Here is a 15,860-nt window from a genome sequence, read left to right on the forward strand (position 1 = left end):
CATTTCTAATTTCTTTGGTCGGAGAGCAGACAAGGGACAGTGTAATGTCCTCTTTGTGTGCTCAGACATAAAAATGGTATATAAAAAGGAGTTTCGAGGCAAGATGCCTTTCAACTCCAAATATCGTAGCGCCTCTTTTTGCCTTGGCGCGGCGGGTGGTTTGAGTCAAGCTAGGCCGCTTGCTATAATGGGTTAACGAGCAATTGACAGAAAGTGGGCACTTATGGCTGACATTGATAAACAGGCGTTGCGCGAACGCCAGAAGCACATTCGTAATTTTTCTATCGTGGCACACATCGACCACGGTAAGTCGACCCTGGCGGACCGCATTTTGGAGCTGACTGATACCATCGCCAAGCGCGACATGCAGGCCCAGGTTCTGGACGATATGCCGCTGGAGCGCGAGCGCGGGATCACCATCAAGCTCAATGCTGTGGAGCTGCATTACACGGCCAAAGATGGCGAGACTTACATTTTTCACCTGATCGATACGCCGGGGCACGTGGACTTTTCTTACGAAGTCAGCCGCAGCCTGGCGGCCTGTGAAGGCGCGCTGCTGCTGGTGGACGCCGCTCAAGGCGTTGAGGCCCAGACGCTGGCAAACGTCTACCTGGCGCTTGACGATGACCTGGAGATCGTGCCGATCATCAACAAAGTCGACCTGCCCAGTGCCCAGCCGGAAGTGGTCAAGGAAGAAATCGAGGAAATGATCGGCCTGGATGCCTCGGACGCGATTTTGACTTCGGCCAAAACCGGTCTGGGTGTGCCGGAAGTGCTTGAACGCATTGTTTCCGACATTCCGGCGCCGAGCGGCGACCTCGACGCGCCGCTTAAGGCCCTGATTTTTGACTCGGTTTACGATGCCTACCGCGGGGTCGTGCTAGCGGTACGCATCGAAGACGGCATCGTGCAGGTCGGTGACACCATCGAGTTGATGAGCAATCAGAAGCGCTACGAGGTCACAGAGGTTGGGGTGATGTCGCCTAAGGCCGTGCAGAAAGATTACCTGATGGTCGGCGACGTGGGTTACATCACGGCGGCCATTAAGACCATTCAGGACACGCGCGTCGGCGACACCGTCACGCTGGCGGACAATCCGGCGGATAAGCCGCTGGATGGGTTTCGCCAGATCACGCCAATGGTGTATTCCGGCCTGTTCCCGGTCGATAACGCGAAGTTCAACGACCTGCGCGAGGCTTTGGAAAAGCTGCAGCTGAACGATGCGGCGCTGGAATTTGAGCCCGAAACTTCGCAGGCGCTGGGCTTCGGCTTCCGGGTCGGGTTCCTGGGGCTGCTGCACATGGACGTGGTGCAGGAGCGACTGGAGCGCGACTTTGACCTTGATCTGATTATGACGGCGCCGAGTGTGGATTATCAGGTCGACAAAACCGATGGCACCACCATCACCATCGACAATCCGGCCGAGCTGCCGGACTCCAGCGAAGTCAAGGAGATCCGTGAGCCTTACGTCAAGGCCAGCATCATGGTGCCAAACGATTACGTCGGTCCGGTCATGGAAATCGCCCAGCGCAAGCGCGGCGAGTTCGTCACCATGGATTACCTCGACAAGTACCGCGTCAACGTCATTTACAACCTGCCGCTGTCGGAAATTATTTACGACTTTTTCGACCAGCTGAAGTCCTCGACCAAGGGCTACGCGAGTTTGGACTACGAGGTCACCGGCTACCGAGCGTCCGATTTGGTCAAAATGGATATCCTGCTGAACGGCGACCCGGTCGACGCGCTGTCCACCATCGTGCACAAGGACTTTGCCTACGACCGCGGTCGCAATATTGTGGCCAAGCTCAAGGAGACCATTCCCCGGCAGCAATTTGAGGTGCCGATTCAGGCGGCGATCGGAACTAAGATCATCGCCCGCAGCACCGTGAAAGCATACCGGAAGAATGTCTTGGCGAAGTGCTACGGCGGTGACATCACCCGCAAGCGCAAGCTGCTGGAAAAGCAGAAGGCCGGCAAGAAGCGCATGAAGGCGGTCGGCTCTGTCGAAGTGCCGCAGGAAGCGTTCATGAGCATTCTGAACATAAGCAAGGACGGAAGTGGCGATAAATAAGGATTTATCTCGTGAAATTTCGATTATTTTTGGGTGCTTGCCAACGATTTGCCTACGCCGCTTAAAATCCGTAGGCAAAATATGGCTCAAATTGTTCGGCTGAATCTGTTCCGTTTTGGCACTTGCCAACGGAAAGGGTTCAGCCTTTTTTGCGTTTCAAGTAGTCTTCAAAAGTGATGGCCGTATCGTTCCTCATTTCTTCGGTGACATGCAGATATGTGTCAGCAGTCGTCGACATCTTGGCGTGGCCGAGACGTTCCTGTACGACCTTGAGTTTCTCACCCGCATCAAGCAGCATCGTGGCGTGAGTGTGGCGCAGTGAGTGGAAGGAAAACGGAAAGCCAAGATCATCTGATAGCTTGCGTGAGCGATATTTGATGTAACCAGGCACCACCGGGTTGCCGTTGTCCCACGTGCAGACGAAGTTGGATTCGTTGTACAGCGATCCATAGCGGATCCGCATCTGCATTTGAGCTTGGCGCTTGGCTTTCAGCTCAGCCACCAGGGAAGGGCCGATGGTGATGGTGCGGTAACCGGCGGCACTCTTGGGCGAGTCCAGGTCGTAGACGCCGTCGCCTTTCTGTATCATGTTCCGCTCAACGCGAATAGTAGCTCCTTCAATATCCACCATGTCCCATTCGAGGCCGAGCACCTCGCCGCGCCGCATGCCGGTGTTGAACGCGATGACAAGTGGCATGTGATACGGGTCAGCAGGCGGGCAGCAGGCCAGTAGTTGCTCGTACTGGTCGTAGGTGATGATCTTCAAATCTTGGCGAGTGGTGGCTGGTGTCGGCGCATACTTTGGCATATCCACGTAGCTAGCAGGGTTCTCCTTGATGATCTGGTAGGGGTAGACAGCTCGCTTCAACGCTTCTTTCACGACCGTAAGGATAATCTCGACCGTGTGCTTTGCAGGCGTCTTGCCAGTGCGTGGCAGCTTCGTTTCGGCGACGTGGTTCACGAACTGCTGAATCACGGCAGGTGAGATCGTCTTCATCTTATACTTTCCTAGGTAAGGCTTGACGTAGCGGTTGACGACGTTCAGGTAATTTTTGCGCGTGTTGTATTTCAGGTTCTTTTCTACATAGTTCTTGATCCAGTAGTCCATATAGTCTGCTACCGACATATCTTTGAGCTTGACGGTGAGGCCGCCGCGCTCGTACTCATCTAGCGCCTTGCGGAGCGCGCGCTGTGCGTCCTTCTCGGTGTAGCCTCCGACTCGCTCTATGCGCTTGCGTTTCCCGTCCACTGTTGCGGCCTCGAATGAGTAATACCATTTCTCGCCGCGCTTCCTGACGTGTCCTTCTGACATTTCATTGCCTCCTGAATATTCAAGTCATTTTATATTCGCAAACTGACGTTCGCTTAATGAGTTAAATAAAAGCCCCAAATTCGGGGCTAATTTTCAATAGGGGTATTGAGTTTATCTGAGTCGTTTTGGATGACTCAACGTTTGCTGTGGAGCTGATAAATAGATACTCAAGTGCTTACAACCGTATGTTAGTGCAAAATTTGATCGATTCGAAACTTAACTGTTAAGTCATTGATTGAATTATGGCGTTTAGTCTTGCGACTTTGTTGTTACCAAAAGCAAGTTTGAGCGTTTCTATTCTATCCGCGTTTTCCCAGCGCTGAACGGAGGAAAGGGAGAGCACTAATAATAAGGAACAATAATTCGTTACAATATCATTAAATTCAAGCAAATATTCTGCTGAACTATTCACTTGAAAAATCTGTGAAAAAAACGATGAGAGATCAGCACTGGCAGTATTGATATTATGAGTGAGGACGCTAAAGTGATCATATGCTGAGTTCAACTGTCCGAGGAACACATCAATATTGCAAATCGTGGAGTTCTTGAGACTCAAATATTCAGCAGATTGATAGTAGGTGTGTAGGTTAGTTGAGAAGTGATGCTCATCCACTTTTCCCGACGCATGTACAACAAGAAACTTAATCATGCAATCAATCGAAACACGAAGTAATAGCTTTGACCCGTTAACCTCACCACTTACTAAGCTTGCGAATGACTCCAGTAAGAACGAAAAGGACTCAGACAGGTGTTTTTCCTTGAAAAGTCGCCGCGTTTCAACCCTAGATAGAATTGATTTAATGAAAATCAACTTGCCTAGAAGCAGCTCTAAATCTTGATCATCAAGATCTATCTTTTTTGGCATCAATGCCAAGAGACGATGATACTGATTATCAATATCGTCCAGATTTTCATTCATGCTACTGATCTTCTCCTAAAGAAGTGAGCCAGTCTGAGATGAACGCTTCTAAATCTGGAAGCTTTTTAGCTGATGAGGCTTCTTTTGTGGCAGAAGAAAAGAGAGAACTCAATTTTGTGGCAACTTCGGTCGTATCATTGTATTCAAAGGTGTCTAAAATTATTCTAGATATTTTTGATCCAAGAAGTGTACGACTCTTATATACGTATGGCCGAAACTGTTCATGATCCGGCAGCCATTGTCGGAATATCTTTAAGACAAATCCTTCTAGATCGGGATTATGCTTAAACAAGTCTTTATCCAGAACCATGGCATATACGAGACCAGATAACATCATGGTCGATTGGGAGACACTCAGTCTGGTCGATTGTGTGAGCTTTAGGGTCGAAATGATGTCTTCATTTGTCCTCAGTTTCATTTTGTTCGTCTCCTTTTTCAGACTGTTTGATTAATTCCAAAACTTCTGACGTGATTTTTTCCAGTCCGTTAACAAGTTCGTTATACTTTGAATATTGACTCATACTTGAGTATAAAATAAAACGTGTTGCCGCGGAAGGCATATAGCGTAGTTTAGTCTCGAAAAAATATAATGGACTACCTTGTGGATCGCGTTGATTTTTCAAGTTGGTCTTAACCGTTTTGATTCGTTTACGCTCTAAGGCTAGTGAGGAATACATTGTAAAAACAACTCCTAGACCAGTGAGCCGACGCCCTGTATTGCGATACATACCGTTTTTCCAAATGTATTTACGGATGTTTCGCATTAATAGTTGAATGCCGAGGGAAGAATAGAAGTCGACTTTTGAGGGAATGACAAAGAATCGAGAAGCATATAAACTTGCGGATGTCAGAATTGACCAAGTAGGCGGACAGTCAATTAATATGTATTGATAAGTTGTGTCGAAACCCATTTCTTCAATATAATCAGAAATAATTGACATTTTTGCTGAAGTATCCCCGCTAATCACGGATTCGAGGTTCAAATCACCAGGAAGCAAATCAAGATTTTTCTTTATTGAGACAGTGATATTTGCTGTTACTTCCTCTTCATCAATAAGCTCATTATTTTTGAATAGTGAGAGCAGTGTCTTTTTCTCGCGAGAAAGTTGTTCGTAGTAATTAGAAGAGGATTCTTCCATCTCCAGTTGACTTTCATCCTTCTCATCGCTGTTTTGAGTATCCGAAGCCTCAAACCGAGCTGACCCAGTTGTAAGTAATTGTTTAGTGAGCAGAAGGGCTTGTGTTGCGTTGAATTGTGGATCGGCATCAATCACAAGAACCTTGTTACCATCCAATGCGAGTTTATCTGCGATATTTATGGTGAGCGTGGTTTTCCCGACACCACCCTTCATGTTAATAAAGCTTATAACTTTGGCAGGCTCTTTTTCATCAGTTGTTGTCAATGTTCGCACCTCCAATGCGAAGCCTCCGAGCGAGGCTATTTATTTTGCAACCGGGTAGACGGTCACGCCGCCATTAGGTAAGCTGTATCTCGCCAGAATCACACATCCTGGTTTCGCTCATCCCTGAAATAAAAGCCCCGAAATGGGGCCTTAAAGCTGTACAGACGACAATCACAGTTCGAACAAAGCGATAATATATTGGCTATCCAATATATTTGCCAACAACGTTCAGCTTGCTGAGAACCTTTTTTCCGTGAGGGGAAACGTTGGTAATTATATCAGTGAGATCCTGTCCGGCAACATTGCCGTGATGGTTTTCGCCCGCCCAAGCTTTAACGGACGTTAGATCGTATACGACACCATCGACTGCCACATATTTGTGGGGATCGTCTTTGCCGTTATACTTTGCCAGTTCTTCCTTAGTGAATGTTCGATCTGCCATACTGATGACCTCCAATGTTAAATTGTTGTCGATACACACTCGACAAAGCGGGTGACAGGAGTCGAACCCCGCCACTTGCATCTATCCTTATTGAACTTGATAGGTTTTAGTTCCGATGGTGTCAAACGAATCATTGCTAATTTCAAGCGTTACGGGATTGGTATTCTTGAGCTCGTACTCGAGGACGGCTGTTACGGTCTTTCCCGGAAGTAGAGAGTTGTTGAGGTTATCTTCATAGGTTTGGAGCGGACTGTTGCCATTGTCGTCAAGCCCTAGCATGCCAGGGTCGAGCGACACATTAGAAGTATCATTCTTTTGCTTGGCGTGAAGTACCATATAGAAGTTTGAAGGGTCCTGCTCTTTGCCAGAGTTGTTGCGGATAGTGGTGTAGATAACCAAAACCTTTGTGCCAGAATCCAGACCGTCGCGCACCTCAGACTTAGTGAAAGTCATAGTCTCATTGCCGGCGTAGAACACGTTGTCCTTTACGAACCATTCTTTGTCAGCCGTCGTAGGAATGCTGGCCCCATTAGCGGCTTTCTTACTTGAAGAGGACGCTTTCTTGCTAGAAGATTTGGCAGCGCTTGAACTATTTACTGATGATGCTTTCTCATTGCTGCCGCTTTTCTTAGATGATGATCCAGATGCGCATGCGGTCAACGATAGGGCAGCAAGCATCGTCACTCCCACAGTGATTAGCTTTTTCATTATCTATTCCTCCAATGCATGTTCAGCTTTTAACGTCATCAGTATTTGGACGCATGCCCCCGACACGGCTTGCACGTGTCCGCCGCTAGGAGGGGCTAGTAACTACTTTTTGAGATCAGTGTAAGTGATCACGTAAGACCCCAAAGTGGAAGCAACTTTCTTGACTTTGACGGTAACGGTATCGCCTTTTTTGACGTCCGGGTTGTCTGTGCTAACAAAGTTCAAGTGTTTGCCAGTTTCGAGGTTGTAACCGAAGGCACTACTAGGCTCGACCTTCTTAACCTTGAATGTAACTGTCTTACCCTTGAGCTCCTTGCTGGCATTGAGTGCACTCTCAGCTTTGGCAGCCGTCGGATAGTCAGCTTGTTTCTGGCCACATGCAGTCAGGACAAACAGTACGGACAACACGGCGACCAGTGTTGCAATAATCTTTTTCATAAAACACCCCAAAATACCCCAAGCTTTTTACGTCGATCAGGTTTGGACGTAGCTCATCTAATGAGTTCAAAGTATCGTACCATCCACTGCGGAAGCTCGTACTCATCGAGAATCTGATCATAGTTCAATGGGTTAATGCCACCGCGGTCGCCAAACATAAACTGAAACATGAAGCAGTTGGCAATGTATTCGGCTGAACCGGTTCGTGCCATGGATGCATTCCGATAGAAGTAATTCGTGTCCGTGGATCGAGTGAGCTGCGAGTGCCCCAGTTCGTGCGCCAAGACGCCAGAGGCGCTTGAATAGCTCTGCGCCGTGCTCAGGTTGATGACGGCTCTTCTTGCGGCCACGAGGGTGTAGCCCACGATGTTTGTCCCGAGGTCTCGCTGAACGACCTGGACACCCGGCAAATACTCGGCAACAGTCCAAGGGTCCCTGGTATTGTATCGGTTGATGATGCTACGTGCTTTGACGATGGCCGACTCTGCTTCGTATCGCATTTGGCCACCTTCTTAGTCCCCGGACTCGGAGCCGCGATACTTCTTTGGCGTGAAGCTCTTCTTGGCCATCTCGTGAGCCAAGGCAAGAGAGCTACGCAGTGAGGCAACCAGCAACTCGCGATCGTGATCTGAAATCTCGGCATCGTTCTTGAAGAAGTTGACGCCTGACTTGTCGTCTAGCCCGTTGATGATACGCTCTAGCTCTTCGTCGATGGACTTCTGGTCCTTCTCTGTCAATGAATAGTAGTGGGGTTTATCCGACTTTCCAAGTAAATAGTCGGTTGAAACATCAAATAGGCGTGCCATTTTCGTCAATTCATTCAAAGTCACTGAACGATTCATATTTTCAATTTTGTTCATGGTGACTTTATTCATTCCAAGACGATCGGCAAGATCTTTTTGAGTCCAGTCGTTTTTTTCTCGTAAATTGATAATTCTTGCGACTAGTTTCTTATCGCTAAAAGTTTCTTCTACCATGGGATCACCTCGGTTACTAAAATGACAACTAAATAATACAGCGGTTTCTAAAGCAGAACTGAAAAGTTACCAAAAAAGATACGAAATAAATTGACATTTCTAAAATAGTAACTTAATATGTAATCAAGGTTACGAAATCAGTAACTAGGAAGGAAGTGACACAATGCCAAAAATCAATTTATCCTTCATCAAAAAGCGACGCCAAAGTTTGGGGTTAAATCAATCTGAAATGGCTAAACGTCTTGGTATGTCCAGCAAGTCAAACTATTCACGTTATGAAACTGGTATCTATACCTTTGACTCAACCCATGTTCCGCTATTGGCAGCGGCGCTAAAAGTTAGCATGGATTCTCTTTATACCCGAAAGGTTTCTAATTTAGAAACTTTGTCAAACAATCCTGCCCAGCGAGAGGAGGCATCACGATGAACGAAGAAGAGCGCAAACAAATAGCACAAACAGCCGATACGCTTTTGGAAGAGGCAGCCCGGCTGATTGCGCTATCCAATAAACTATCAAGGATCATCGGTAACATCAACAACGATTGAGTCCGGGTGAATACCGTTCCGAATGGAATAAATTGTTTTCACAGCCGATTCCTTGCGGTGGTATGGCTCACTGGTAGCCACTACTTCATTGTTCGCGGATTTTATCACGAAGTAGTATTGGCCATCAGATGCCTTACGGATCGAAAAGTACATTTTAATCACCTCCTTCAAAGCGATTATCTCACTTGAAGGAGAGACAAAATATTCAAATTTCAAAGAACGAAAGGGGGTGACAGCATGGCAGACGAACACATCGTGGCTAGTTTCTTAGCTCAAGGCCGGCGCAAGTGCATGGACTACCTCATCGAGACACATCAAGGGAGTGCACAGGCCATCAACATGGAGTGCCTAGCGATGACTGACATGGAAATCGCTAGCTGGTGCAAGGACGTGGCGATTGAACTCAAAGAGCAAATCGCTATGGCCTAAGCATACAGACGTATGAAGGTATTTGTGAGAGGGGCGTTATTCATGAAGACGATGCCACTACAAGGCCGCTACACAATACGGCGGTCAATCCGCAGCCCGCGCACTTTGCGCCATGAGATGCAGCGGGTAGGCATGACCGGAGTCAACACGGCAAGGGTGATTGGGGTTTCTCAACCGTCCATGTCGCGAATGATGAACGGTAAGCAAGACATTCGGCTTGAGGACGCCGCCAAGATTGTTGAACAGGCGCAGGACGCTTTTCTGGCATTGGATATGGCGCACCAATTCGTCCACGTCACAGCACCTGTTATCAATGGCGATGGGATTATCAAAGAGCCATTGGCAATGGCAATCAGGCTGGTGCCAGAGATGCAACAAGCTATCGAGGCGGTGCAGAACTCATTCGATGAGCTGACCACACCGGCCGGCAAAGTGAAGGATACCAGCGACCCGCTGAACGCGGTCAACCAGCTACTTGATGCTCTGCTGTACGGGAGCAACGCCGTGGCCTTCATCTGTGAGGAGTTCGACTGGTCAATGCAGGCAATGATGAGCACGCGGGTAAAGGAATGGAAGAGATTAGGAATCGTAGGTGAATGAAATGAACACAAACACAAAACGTATTGCCTTCAAGCGGAAAGTTGACCGGCTGACGTACAGCGAAGTTGACGCAGCAAAAGCACTCGGCGTTGATGTGAACAAGCTTCGCGTATTGGTCGAGATGGGCGAGATCAAACAGCTCAAGCTAGGTGCGAAGAAGATTCCGAAGGACGAGATTAGGCGGTTCATTCATGAGGGTGCTGAATCTGGCACGGACTACAACAAGCTGATTCAAGACTATCTGAACAGCAAGAAGGAGATGCAAGAAGCATGATCGGATTGGCAATCGGAACCATAGGAGTACTTGGTGGTGTCGGTGCGCTGGCATACATCAGCCAAGGCGCCGCCGACAAATTCATGGCGAAGCACCCACGGGTCGCAGAGTACTTTGACTACTTCGGCGAGGACGGACCATACGAAGACGACAAAAAAGCCCCAGCGGAGGCCACCGCTAAGGCATCAGAAACTAAACAAAACATTATTTATCTCAGTTTAACACGCCAGCAACCAAAGCGAAAGGTGGTGCGCTGATATGGACGATGAACTGAACGCAGACCTCGAAGACTATTACGAGGACGAGATGCAGGACAAACTCACAGCACTGCTAGAAGCAACGGAGGAAAAGGCATGACAAACGAATTAACCGCACCACAAGACCTAAAGTATCAGGTCGATTACAAGCCAAGCACGATCACCATTAACAACTACGACGACTTGAAAGCGCAGGTTGCCGCGTACGCATCAAAGTACAGCAACTTGGTTGTGACGGACGGCACGCTCAAAGACGCGCAAGACTCGCTGGCAAAGCTACGCAAGTTCAAGACTGCGATCGACAATCAGCGCAAGGAAGTAAAGAAGCAATATAACCAACCACTTCATGATTTTGAAAATCAGGTCAAGGCGCTAACCGGTGAAATTGATGCCACCATCGTACCAATCGATGCAGCCGTCAAGACGCTTCAAAAATCCGCAGAGGATGAGCGGCACAACAAGTTATTAGCATACATTGCAGAGCTTGCACCGTCTTACAAGATTGACGTCACGGACGTTGAGCTGGAGGACGGATGGGACAAGGTCAACATGTGGACGCCAACAGGCAAGCCAACTATTGGTCTCACCCGTGCGATCGGATCCAAGCTTAAAAGCATGGTCGACCAACGCGAACGAATTGCATCGGATAAGGCGGCCACTAAGGCATACGCAGATGCCAACAACCTAGATGCCTATTCTTGGCTGCAAGAAATCGAAGCCGGTGCCACCTTTGCTGAACTCCGAGTTCGTATGGACGCGGCGCTGATGCAGCGTAAGAAGGATGAAGAACGCGCACAGCGCGCCAAAGAGGCCGCAGACGCGATTGCCAAGGCTAAGCAGGAACAGGTAGGCAATACCACGATTGACCGTGAGACGGGCGAAATTGTGCCACAGCCGGAGCAAACAAGCCTGATTGATGAAGAACCACAGCAACAAGCGCCGGTCTACACCCGTGCATTCCGCGTCACCACAACCGAGGAAAAGATGTGGGCACTGGCCGACTTCATGAAGGCCAACAAAATCAGCTACGAATCAATCAAGGAGGCATAACCATGAAACGCTCTGAAAAGACTATTGAACTCATCAAAGACATGCGCAAGTTTCGTACTCAAGTTAAGCAACCAGACAAGAACGCCACGAACCCATTTACCAAGTCGAAGTATTCTGACCTTTCAGCCGTCATCAAGTCCGTTGACGCTGGCATTCAAAACACCGGCCTCTCATGGACGCAGGACGTTTCAAACGATCAGGGCGGCGTCACAGTGCAGACCATCATCTTTCATGACAGTGGCGAATACATCGAGTTCTCACCACTGACTATGCCAGCAGGAAAGGGCACCGCGCAGGAGCTTGGGAGCGCTGAAACCTACGCACGGCGCTACACCCTCCAGACAGCCTTCGGGCTTGTCGGTGATGCTGACGATGATGGAAATGCCGCATCAAATCGCCAAGCCCAGCCTAAGCAAGAACAGCCACGGCGCGCACCAGCACGGCGTTATGAACAGCAGATCGTCCCGGCAAAGCCTACACAGCCTGCCGAACCTGTTGCTACTGCCGAGCAAAAGCAACGTTTGCTCGAGTCGCTCAAGGAGTTTGCCAAGGTGCGCGGCCTTGATGGCAATGATGTATTCACCACCGTAGTGGGCGAATCGAAGCTTGGACCGGTCAAGTGGGGACAGATGACAGAGGCACAATATCAAGCCGTATCTGACGCCTTCCACCGTATGTCAGCAGTTGCCCCGGATCCACAACCGGAGCCAGTTGCTGACGAACCAGTAGCCGAACCAGAGCTTCCATTCTAGGAGGCACAGCAATGACAAACGATAAAACAGGGTAGGGGGTGATCTGTTGGACTACTTCAAGCAAAGACGAGCTTACCGCAAATTGCTCACAGAAGAATTGAGCCTCTCATTAGGCCAGAACGTTTTGTATCGCGAACTATTGGACTACGCGAATGACGAAGGCAAGATAGACGAACAATTCAAGTTGCGCAATTCGGTATTGGCAAGTCGCACGTCACTAACGGAACAAGGCTTGAGCCAAGCACGTAACCGCCTAGTGCAGGAACACTTGATTGAATACACCCCAGGCAAAAAAGATAAAACAGCCCCAGCTTACAAACTAGTAAAACTCTACAAAGAGTTTACCAAGCCGTTGGGCAACAGCTTACCAGCTAGTTACAAACCTGTTGACCAGGTTGTTGGGTCATCTGTTGGTCAGGTCGTTGAACATAGTACTTTACTATTACCTGACAAAGACAAGACAAAAGATAAAAACCATAGTCCGGCTAGCGCCGAACCGCATGTCGACTTCGACAAGCTATTTGAATATCTCAACGAAAAGAGCGGCAAACACTTCAAGAATACGGCTACCAACCGGAAGCTAGTTCATGAGCGGCTACGGGAAGGCTTCACGCCAAAGGATATTCAAACTGCCATCGACAACGTGACTGCGGGGTGGCTTGGCACTGACATGGAGCAGTACATCAGGCCGAGCACCATTTTCCGCGCATCGAAGTTTGAGGGCTACGTGAACAGCGTGCCGCGTGTGGCTAAACCACAGCAAAGCGGCGGCAAGCCCCAGCGGCAGGAGGCAACGCCAGAGTGGATGAATCCAAGCTATGAAGCGCCAAAGCAAGAGGTCACTGATGACCAAAAGAAAGAGCTGGCTGAAAAATTGGCTGCGCTGGAGGAACTGCGAAAGCAAAAGGAGAAAGCTGAATGAATAACCTAGTCATCATGCACGACCGGCAGGCGGTCACCACTAGCCTGCAAGTAGCCGAAACGTTCGGCAAAAATCACAACCATGTGATGCGAGACATTAAGAACCTAATCGAACAATCTGGCAGTCCAATTTTGGCCCGCCAAATGTTCGCCGAAAGTGCCTACGCAAATCGTGGCAAGCAATACCCGATGTACTACATGAACCGCGACGGCTTCACGCTACTGGCTATGGGTTTTACGGGCAAGCAGGCCATGGGATTTAAGCTCCAGTACATCGATGCCTTCAACTCAATGGAAACGCAGGTTCGCCTAGGCGTCCCGCAGACGCTTCCAGAGGCATTGCGCCTTGCGGCAGACCAAGCAGAACAGATTGAGAAACAGAAAAAATTAATCGCCATTCAAGCGCCAAAGGCCATCTTTGCCGATGCGGTGGCAGTCAGTCACACCACCATCTTGATTGGTGAGCTGGCAAAGTTGCTTCGCCAAAACGGCATTGACATTGGCCAGAACCGTTTATTCCAAACACTTCGTGAGCAGGGCTATCTCATCAACCGTAAGGGGACTGATTGGAACCAGCCAACCCAGCGGAGCGCAGACATGCAACTGTTCAAAGTCAAAGAAACAGCCATCAATCACAGCGATGGCACCGTGTCAATCAGTAAGACCGTGAAGGTTACGGGCAAGGGTCAGCAGTACTTCATCAACAAATTTCTCCGCGATGGGGTGGCTTAGATGATGCAGGCCAAGCCGCACAGTTAGCGGAGCTAGACAAACTAAGACAGGAGCATAACGCATGACGGCGTTGATCTACGTGGCATTGATTATCGAAACGGCCGTGCTGGTCGTAGTTTGGGGGAATAAACGCAAATGAAAATCGAAAAAGTAAAAAACGGACTTGAGTACATTACATTCGTACTGGCAATCGTGATGATTGCGGCGGGCGGCTGGTTCTTTTTCTACGGGAGTCCGTTAAAGGCGTTCTTCTTGATGATGTGCTCAAACATCATGCTGACTCTGGTTATCTTAACGGGTCATGAAGCATGACGGCAAAAATGGTGATGATCCCGATGCCGCTCATGACTTTGAACCAGTACGTGGACAGCGAGCGTGGTAGCCTGTTCGGCGGTGCCAGGATCAAGAAGCAAGCTACAGACACTGCTGCCATGTTCGTGCAGCGGGCCATGATGAACGGTGTCAAGTTCGACTGGGGCAAGCCACTGCGCTTCGACTGGTACTGGCATGACCGCCGCACCGATCCGGACAACATCGCCTTTCAGCACAAATTTGTGTTTGACGGCATGATGGTGGCTGGTTTCCTGACCAACGACAACTGGGACAACATTGTGGAGCTGAGGGACAGGTTCTTTATCGACAAGGCCAACCCACGTGTGGAGGTATATGAGCTTGATGATTGACGTACTAAACGATAAGCAAAGAAAAGTAGTGAACTACTTGGCACAACAGCGTGACGAGTTCCCTGACCAATCAATCTTCGAGGTATACGGTCGGCTATGGGTCGGTGATGCGCGGGTGCCATCTGACGTACAAACGGCGTTCACTCTGCTCTCTGCGGAGGAACAAAACACGGTCGGCGCATACATGGCGCTGACGTTCTAGGGGGAAAATATGATTAACACAATCGCATTAACCGGGCGCTTGACCCGTGATATGGACTTGCGCTACACGCAAAGCGGCACCGCAGTCGGCACGTTCACGATGGCAGTTGACCGGCAGTACAAGCGGGACGGCGAACCAACAGCGGACTTCATCAACTGTGTGATCTGGCGCAAGAGCGCGGAGAACCTCGCCAACTTCACCCACAAAGGCTCACTGGTCGGCATCGAAGGCCATATCCAGACACGAACCTACGACAACAGCCAAGGCCAGCGGGTGTATGTGACAGAAGTAGTGGTCGAGAACTTCGCACTGTTGGAGAGCAAGAACGCACAGGCGGCACTAGAAACCACAAATCAGCCGCAGACGGCGCCACAACAGACTGGCGGGAATAGTTATGTGCCACAGCCTAAACCTGCGCAGACGGCCCCACAGACGTCAAATGACCCGTTCGCAAGCAATGGCAAGCAGCTAGACATCAGCGATGACGATCTGCCGTTCTAGTCGGGAGGAAGCAAGTATGACAGACGAAGGAAAGATGTATGCAGTGAAGAACGATGAAGGCGAATGGATGTCATTAGACGGTACGCAAACTGGAATTTGGTACTCCAATAACCCCACATTATTCAAGGATAAGAGCTATGCGGAGGCTCAAAGCATGGGCCGCAGAGCCCACGTGGTCGAGCTAACGGAGGCCCCGGCGAAGGTCGTGGTGAGCAAGCTGATGGATAGGTTGATTAAAGAAGCACACCAAAAGCGTCAACCGATTGAATTTCTGTTTGCTTGCAGTATTCCTGACGGTGACCAAGAAGACTTGTTGTACGCATACGCAACCGGAAACTACAAGGTCGAGAAGCCGAAGCGGTGGAACGTCAAGGTGCCAAAAAAGTGGAGTGGTGACGATAAGCACTATTGGACGAAGGAAAAAGATGGGGCACTGACGTGGGCGTATTTAATCAACAACGACTACATGATACCCGCCCAGCAGTTCACCGCCGCCGAGATTGAGCACTACGGACTGGGAGAATGCGAACGTGTGGAGGTGGACGAGCATGACTAATCAAATGGCTGGTGACATAAGCACCGTGATAATTTTTATCGTCGCCGCAGCACTGTACGTGTGGAAGCTATGGCTAGACCACAAGTA

Annotated in this window: 26 protein-coding genes; 16 read left to right on the plus strand and 10 right to left on the minus strand. The window is 49.3% G+C overall.

Annotated features, from left to right (window positions below; all coding sequences use genetic code 11):
• Positions 1 to 223: 223 nt before the first annotated feature.
• Positions 224 to 2,071 carry a translation elongation factor 4 gene (gene lepA, locus JUE30_RS09270; RefSeq protein WP_374706444.1) on the plus strand — a complete coding sequence of 616 codons (1,848 nt, stop codon included), beginning with the start codon at positions 224 to 226 and terminating at the stop codon, positions 2,069 to 2,071.
• A gap of 139 nt (positions 2,072 to 2,210) precedes the next feature.
• On the opposite strand, the gene JUE30_RS09275 is transcribed toward lepA, so the two are convergent.
• The 9 genes from JUE30_RS09275 to JUE30_RS09315 form a co-directional block, all read right to left on the minus strand.
• Positions 2,211 to 3,383 (minus strand): site-specific integrase, encoded by a 1,173-nt coding sequence (locus JUE30_RS09275; RefSeq protein WP_203624610.1) that lies wholly within the window; start codon positions 3,381 to 3,383, stop codon positions 2,211 to 2,213.
• A gap of 223 nt (positions 3,384 to 3,606) precedes the next feature.
• Complete coding sequence (locus JUE30_RS09280) at positions 3,607 to 4,302, minus strand: hypothetical protein (RefSeq protein ID WP_203624611.1); 696 nt, start codon at positions 4,300 to 4,302, stop codon at positions 3,607 to 3,609.
• A gap of 1 nt (position 4,303) precedes the next feature.
• Positions 4,304 to 4,720 (minus strand): hypothetical protein, encoded by a 417-nt coding sequence (locus tag JUE30_RS09285; protein ID WP_203624612.1) that lies wholly within the window; start codon positions 4,718 to 4,720, stop codon positions 4,304 to 4,306.
• Positions 4,701 to 5,705, minus strand: coding sequence for a ParA family protein (locus JUE30_RS09290; RefSeq protein ID WP_203624613.1), 1,005 nt, complete (start codon positions 5,703 to 5,705; stop codon positions 4,701 to 4,703). The genes JUE30_RS09285 and JUE30_RS09290 overlap by 20 nt, the downstream gene beginning before the upstream one ends.
• 202 nt (positions 5,706 to 5,907) lie before the next feature.
• Positions 5,908 to 6,147 (minus strand): cytochrome b5 domain-containing protein, encoded by a 240-nt coding sequence (locus JUE30_RS09295; protein ID WP_203624614.1) that lies wholly within the window; start codon positions 6,145 to 6,147, stop codon positions 5,908 to 5,910.
• Positions 6,148 to 6,234: 87 nt separating this feature from the next.
• Positions 6,235 to 6,855 (minus strand): DUF5067 domain-containing protein, encoded by a 621-nt coding sequence (locus JUE30_RS09300; RefSeq protein WP_203624615.1) that lies wholly within the window; start codon positions 6,853 to 6,855, stop codon positions 6,235 to 6,237.
• A 102-nt stretch (positions 6,856 to 6,957) separates the two neighbouring features.
• Positions 6,958 to 7,293, minus strand: a complete 336-nt coding sequence (locus JUE30_RS09305; RefSeq protein WP_203624616.1) for a hypothetical protein — start codon at positions 7,291 to 7,293, stop codon at positions 6,958 to 6,960.
• 53 nt (positions 7,294 to 7,346) lie between these two features.
• Positions 7,347 to 7,793, minus strand: a complete 447-nt coding sequence (locus JUE30_RS11255; RefSeq protein ID WP_239061396.1) for a hypothetical protein — start codon at positions 7,791 to 7,793, stop codon at positions 7,347 to 7,349.
• A gap of 12 nt (positions 7,794 to 7,805) precedes the next feature.
• Positions 7,806 to 8,270, minus strand: a complete 465-nt coding sequence (locus JUE30_RS09315) for a helix-turn-helix domain-containing protein (protein WP_203624617.1) — start codon at positions 8,268 to 8,270, stop codon at positions 7,806 to 7,808.
• A gap of 163 nt (positions 8,271 to 8,433) precedes the next feature.
• On the opposite strand from JUE30_RS09315, the gene JUE30_RS09320 reads away from it, so the two are divergent.
• Positions 8,434 to 8,697, plus strand: coding sequence for a helix-turn-helix domain-containing protein (locus JUE30_RS09320; protein ID WP_203624618.1), 264 nt, complete (start codon positions 8,434 to 8,436; stop codon positions 8,695 to 8,697).
• The gene (locus JUE30_RS11325; protein ID WP_255533316.1) at positions 8,694 to 8,816 is read left to right on the plus strand and encodes a hypothetical protein; all 123 of its coding nucleotides are present in this window, start codon (positions 8,694 to 8,696) and stop codon (positions 8,814 to 8,816) included. Before JUE30_RS09320 ends, JUE30_RS11325 begins: the two co-directional genes overlap by 4 nt.
• On the opposite strand, the gene JUE30_RS09325 is transcribed toward JUE30_RS11325, so the two are convergent.
• On the minus strand, positions 8,784 to 8,969 hold the full coding sequence (locus JUE30_RS09325) for a DUF1508 domain-containing protein (protein WP_203624619.1): 186 nt from the start codon (positions 8,967 to 8,969) through the stop codon (positions 8,784 to 8,786). The genes JUE30_RS11325 and JUE30_RS09325 overlap by 33 nt on opposite strands.
• Before the next feature lie 84 nt (positions 8,970 to 9,053).
• Here JUE30_RS09325 and JUE30_RS09330 point away from each other — a divergent pair, with 84 nt between their 5' ends.
• From JUE30_RS09330 to JUE30_RS09390, 13 genes are all read left to right on the plus strand, one after another.
• Positions 9,054 to 9,245 carry a hypothetical protein gene (locus JUE30_RS09330; RefSeq protein ID WP_203624620.1) on the plus strand — a complete coding sequence of 64 codons (192 nt, stop codon included), beginning with the start codon at positions 9,054 to 9,056 and terminating at the stop codon, positions 9,243 to 9,245.
• A gap of 42 nt (positions 9,246 to 9,287) precedes the next feature.
• Complete coding sequence (locus JUE30_RS09335) at positions 9,288 to 9,845, plus strand: helix-turn-helix transcriptional regulator (RefSeq protein ID WP_203624621.1); 558 nt, start codon at positions 9,288 to 9,290, stop codon at positions 9,843 to 9,845.
• Position 9,846: 1 nt separating this feature from the next.
• Entirely contained in the window at positions 9,847 to 10,119 is a 273-nt protein-coding gene (locus JUE30_RS09340; protein ID WP_125754737.1) for a helix-turn-helix domain-containing protein, read from the plus strand.
• Positions 10,116 to 10,376: a hypothetical protein gene (locus JUE30_RS09345; protein WP_203624622.1), complete on the plus strand. Its 261-nt coding sequence runs from the start codon at positions 10,116 to 10,118 to the stop codon at positions 10,374 to 10,376. The genes JUE30_RS09340 and JUE30_RS09345 overlap by 4 nt, the downstream gene beginning before the upstream one ends.
• 96 nt (positions 10,377 to 10,472) lie before the next feature.
• Positions 10,473 to 11,426, plus strand: a complete 954-nt coding sequence (locus tag JUE30_RS09350; protein ID WP_203624623.1) for a DUF1351 domain-containing protein — start codon at positions 10,473 to 10,475, stop codon at positions 11,424 to 11,426.
• Positions 11,427 to 11,428: 2 nt separating this feature from the next.
• Positions 11,429 to 12,178 (plus strand): ERF family protein, encoded by a 750-nt coding sequence (locus JUE30_RS09355; RefSeq protein WP_125579179.1) that lies wholly within the window; start codon positions 11,429 to 11,431, stop codon positions 12,176 to 12,178.
• Positions 12,179 to 12,224: 46 nt separating this feature from the next.
• Complete coding sequence (locus JUE30_RS09360; protein WP_203624624.1) at positions 12,225 to 13,100, plus strand: conserved phage C-terminal domain-containing protein; 876 nt, start codon at positions 12,225 to 12,227, stop codon at positions 13,098 to 13,100.
• Positions 13,097 to 13,831, plus strand: coding sequence for a phage antirepressor KilAC domain-containing protein (locus JUE30_RS09365; protein ID WP_203624625.1), 735 nt, complete (start codon positions 13,097 to 13,099; stop codon positions 13,829 to 13,831). The genes JUE30_RS09360 and JUE30_RS09365 overlap by 4 nt, the downstream gene beginning before the upstream one ends.
• A gap of 135 nt (positions 13,832 to 13,966) precedes the next feature.
• A complete protein-coding gene (locus JUE30_RS09370; protein WP_203624626.1) occupies positions 13,967 to 14,143 on the plus strand; it encodes a hypothetical protein in 177 nt (58 codons plus the stop codon).
• A gap of 14 nt (positions 14,144 to 14,157) precedes the next feature.
• Positions 14,158 to 14,514: an endodeoxyribonuclease gene (locus JUE30_RS09375; RefSeq protein ID WP_203624650.1), complete on the plus strand. Its 357-nt coding sequence runs from the start codon at positions 14,158 to 14,160 to the stop codon at positions 14,512 to 14,514.
• Positions 14,507 to 14,716, plus strand: a complete 210-nt coding sequence (locus JUE30_RS09380; RefSeq protein WP_203624627.1) for a hypothetical protein — start codon at positions 14,507 to 14,509, stop codon at positions 14,714 to 14,716. Before JUE30_RS09375 ends, JUE30_RS09380 begins: the two co-directional genes overlap by 8 nt.
• A gap of 9 nt (positions 14,717 to 14,725) precedes the next feature.
• The gene (ssb, locus tag JUE30_RS09385; RefSeq protein ID WP_203624628.1) at positions 14,726 to 15,217 is read left to right on the plus strand and encodes a single-stranded DNA-binding protein; all 492 of its coding nucleotides are present in this window, start codon (positions 14,726 to 14,728) and stop codon (positions 15,215 to 15,217) included.
• A 16-nt stretch (positions 15,218 to 15,233) separates the two neighbouring features.
• Positions 15,234 to 15,773 (plus strand): DUF1642 domain-containing protein, encoded by a 540-nt coding sequence (locus JUE30_RS09390; protein WP_203624629.1) that lies wholly within the window; start codon positions 15,234 to 15,236, stop codon positions 15,771 to 15,773.
• Positions 15,774 to 15,860 lie beyond the last annotated feature (87 nt).

This window comes from Lacticaseibacillus sp. 866-1, from assembly GCF_016861825.1.
In the GTDB taxonomy this organism is placed as follows: domain Bacteria; phylum Bacillota; class Bacilli; order Lactobacillales; family Lactobacillaceae; genus Lacticaseibacillus.

Coding starts and splice junctions, on each gene's coding strand:
- JUE30_RS09325 (WP_203624619.1), bottom strand. CDS start 8,969: ATGTACTTTTCGATCCGTAAGGCATCTGATGGCCAATACTACTTCGTG.
- JUE30_RS09335 (WP_203624621.1), top strand. CDS start 9,288: ATGAAGACGATGCCACTACAAGGCCGCTACACAATACGGCGGTCAATC.
- JUE30_RS09315 (WP_203624617.1), bottom strand. CDS start 8,270: ATGGTAGAAGAAACTTTTAGCGATAAGAAACTAGTCGCAAGAATTATC.
- JUE30_RS09390 (WP_203624629.1), top strand. CDS start 15,234: ATGACAGACGAAGGAAAGATGTATGCAGTGAAGAACGATGAAGGCGAA.
- JUE30_RS09330 (WP_203624620.1), top strand. CDS start 9,054: ATGGCAGACGAACACATCGTGGCTAGTTTCTTAGCTCAAGGCCGGCGC.
- JUE30_RS09285 (WP_203624612.1), bottom strand. CDS start 4,720: ATGAAACTGAGGACAAATGAAGACATCATTTCGACCCTAAAGCTCACA.
- JUE30_RS09355 (WP_125579179.1), top strand. CDS start 11,429: ATGAAACGCTCTGAAAAGACTATTGAACTCATCAAAGACATGCGCAAG.
- JUE30_RS09365 (WP_203624625.1), top strand. CDS start 13,097: ATGAATAACCTAGTCATCATGCACGACCGGCAGGCGGTCACCACTAGC.
- JUE30_RS09300 (WP_203624615.1), bottom strand. CDS start 6,855: ATGAAAAAGCTAATCACTGTGGGAGTGACGATGCTTGCTGCCCTATCG.
- JUE30_RS09275 (WP_203624610.1), bottom strand. CDS start 3,383: ATGTCAGAAGGACACGTCAGGAAGCGCGGCGAGAAATGGTATTACTCA.
- JUE30_RS09295 (WP_203624614.1), bottom strand. CDS start 6,147: ATGGCAGATCGAACATTCACTAAGGAAGAACTGGCAAAGTATAACGGC.
- JUE30_RS09350 (WP_203624623.1), top strand. CDS start 10,473: ATGACAAACGAATTAACCGCACCACAAGACCTAAAGTATCAGGTCGAT.
- JUE30_RS09305 (WP_203624616.1), bottom strand. CDS start 7,293: ATGAAAAAGATTATTGCAACACTGGTCGCCGTGTTGTCCGTACTGTTT.
- JUE30_RS09320 (WP_203624618.1), top strand. CDS start 8,434: ATGCCAAAAATCAATTTATCCTTCATCAAAAAGCGACGCCAAAGTTTG.
- lepA (WP_374706444.1), top strand. CDS start 224: ATGGCTGACATTGATAAACAGGCGTTGCGCGAACGCCAGAAGCACATT.
- JUE30_RS09370 (WP_203624626.1), top strand. CDS start 13,967: ATGAAAATCGAAAAAGTAAAAAACGGACTTGAGTACATTACATTCGTA.
- JUE30_RS09280 (WP_203624611.1), bottom strand. CDS start 4,302: ATGAATGAAAATCTGGACGATATTGATAATCAGTATCATCGTCTCTTG.
- JUE30_RS09340 (WP_125754737.1), top strand. CDS start 9,847: ATGAACACAAACACAAAACGTATTGCCTTCAAGCGGAAAGTTGACCGG.
- JUE30_RS09380 (WP_203624627.1), top strand. CDS start 14,507: ATGATTGACGTACTAAACGATAAGCAAAGAAAAGTAGTGAACTACTTG.
- ssb (WP_203624628.1), top strand. CDS start 14,726: ATGATTAACACAATCGCATTAACCGGGCGCTTGACCCGTGATATGGAC.
- JUE30_RS11255 (WP_239061396.1), bottom strand. CDS start 7,793: ATGCGATACGAAGCAGAGTCGGCCATCGTCAAAGCACGTAGCATCATC.
- JUE30_RS09375 (WP_203624650.1), top strand. CDS start 14,158: ATGATCCCGATGCCGCTCATGACTTTGAACCAGTACGTGGACAGCGAG.
- JUE30_RS11325 (WP_255533316.1), top strand. CDS start 8,694: ATGAACGAAGAAGAGCGCAAACAAATAGCACAAACAGCCGATACGCTT.
- JUE30_RS09345 (WP_203624622.1), top strand. CDS start 10,116: ATGATCGGATTGGCAATCGGAACCATAGGAGTACTTGGTGGTGTCGGT.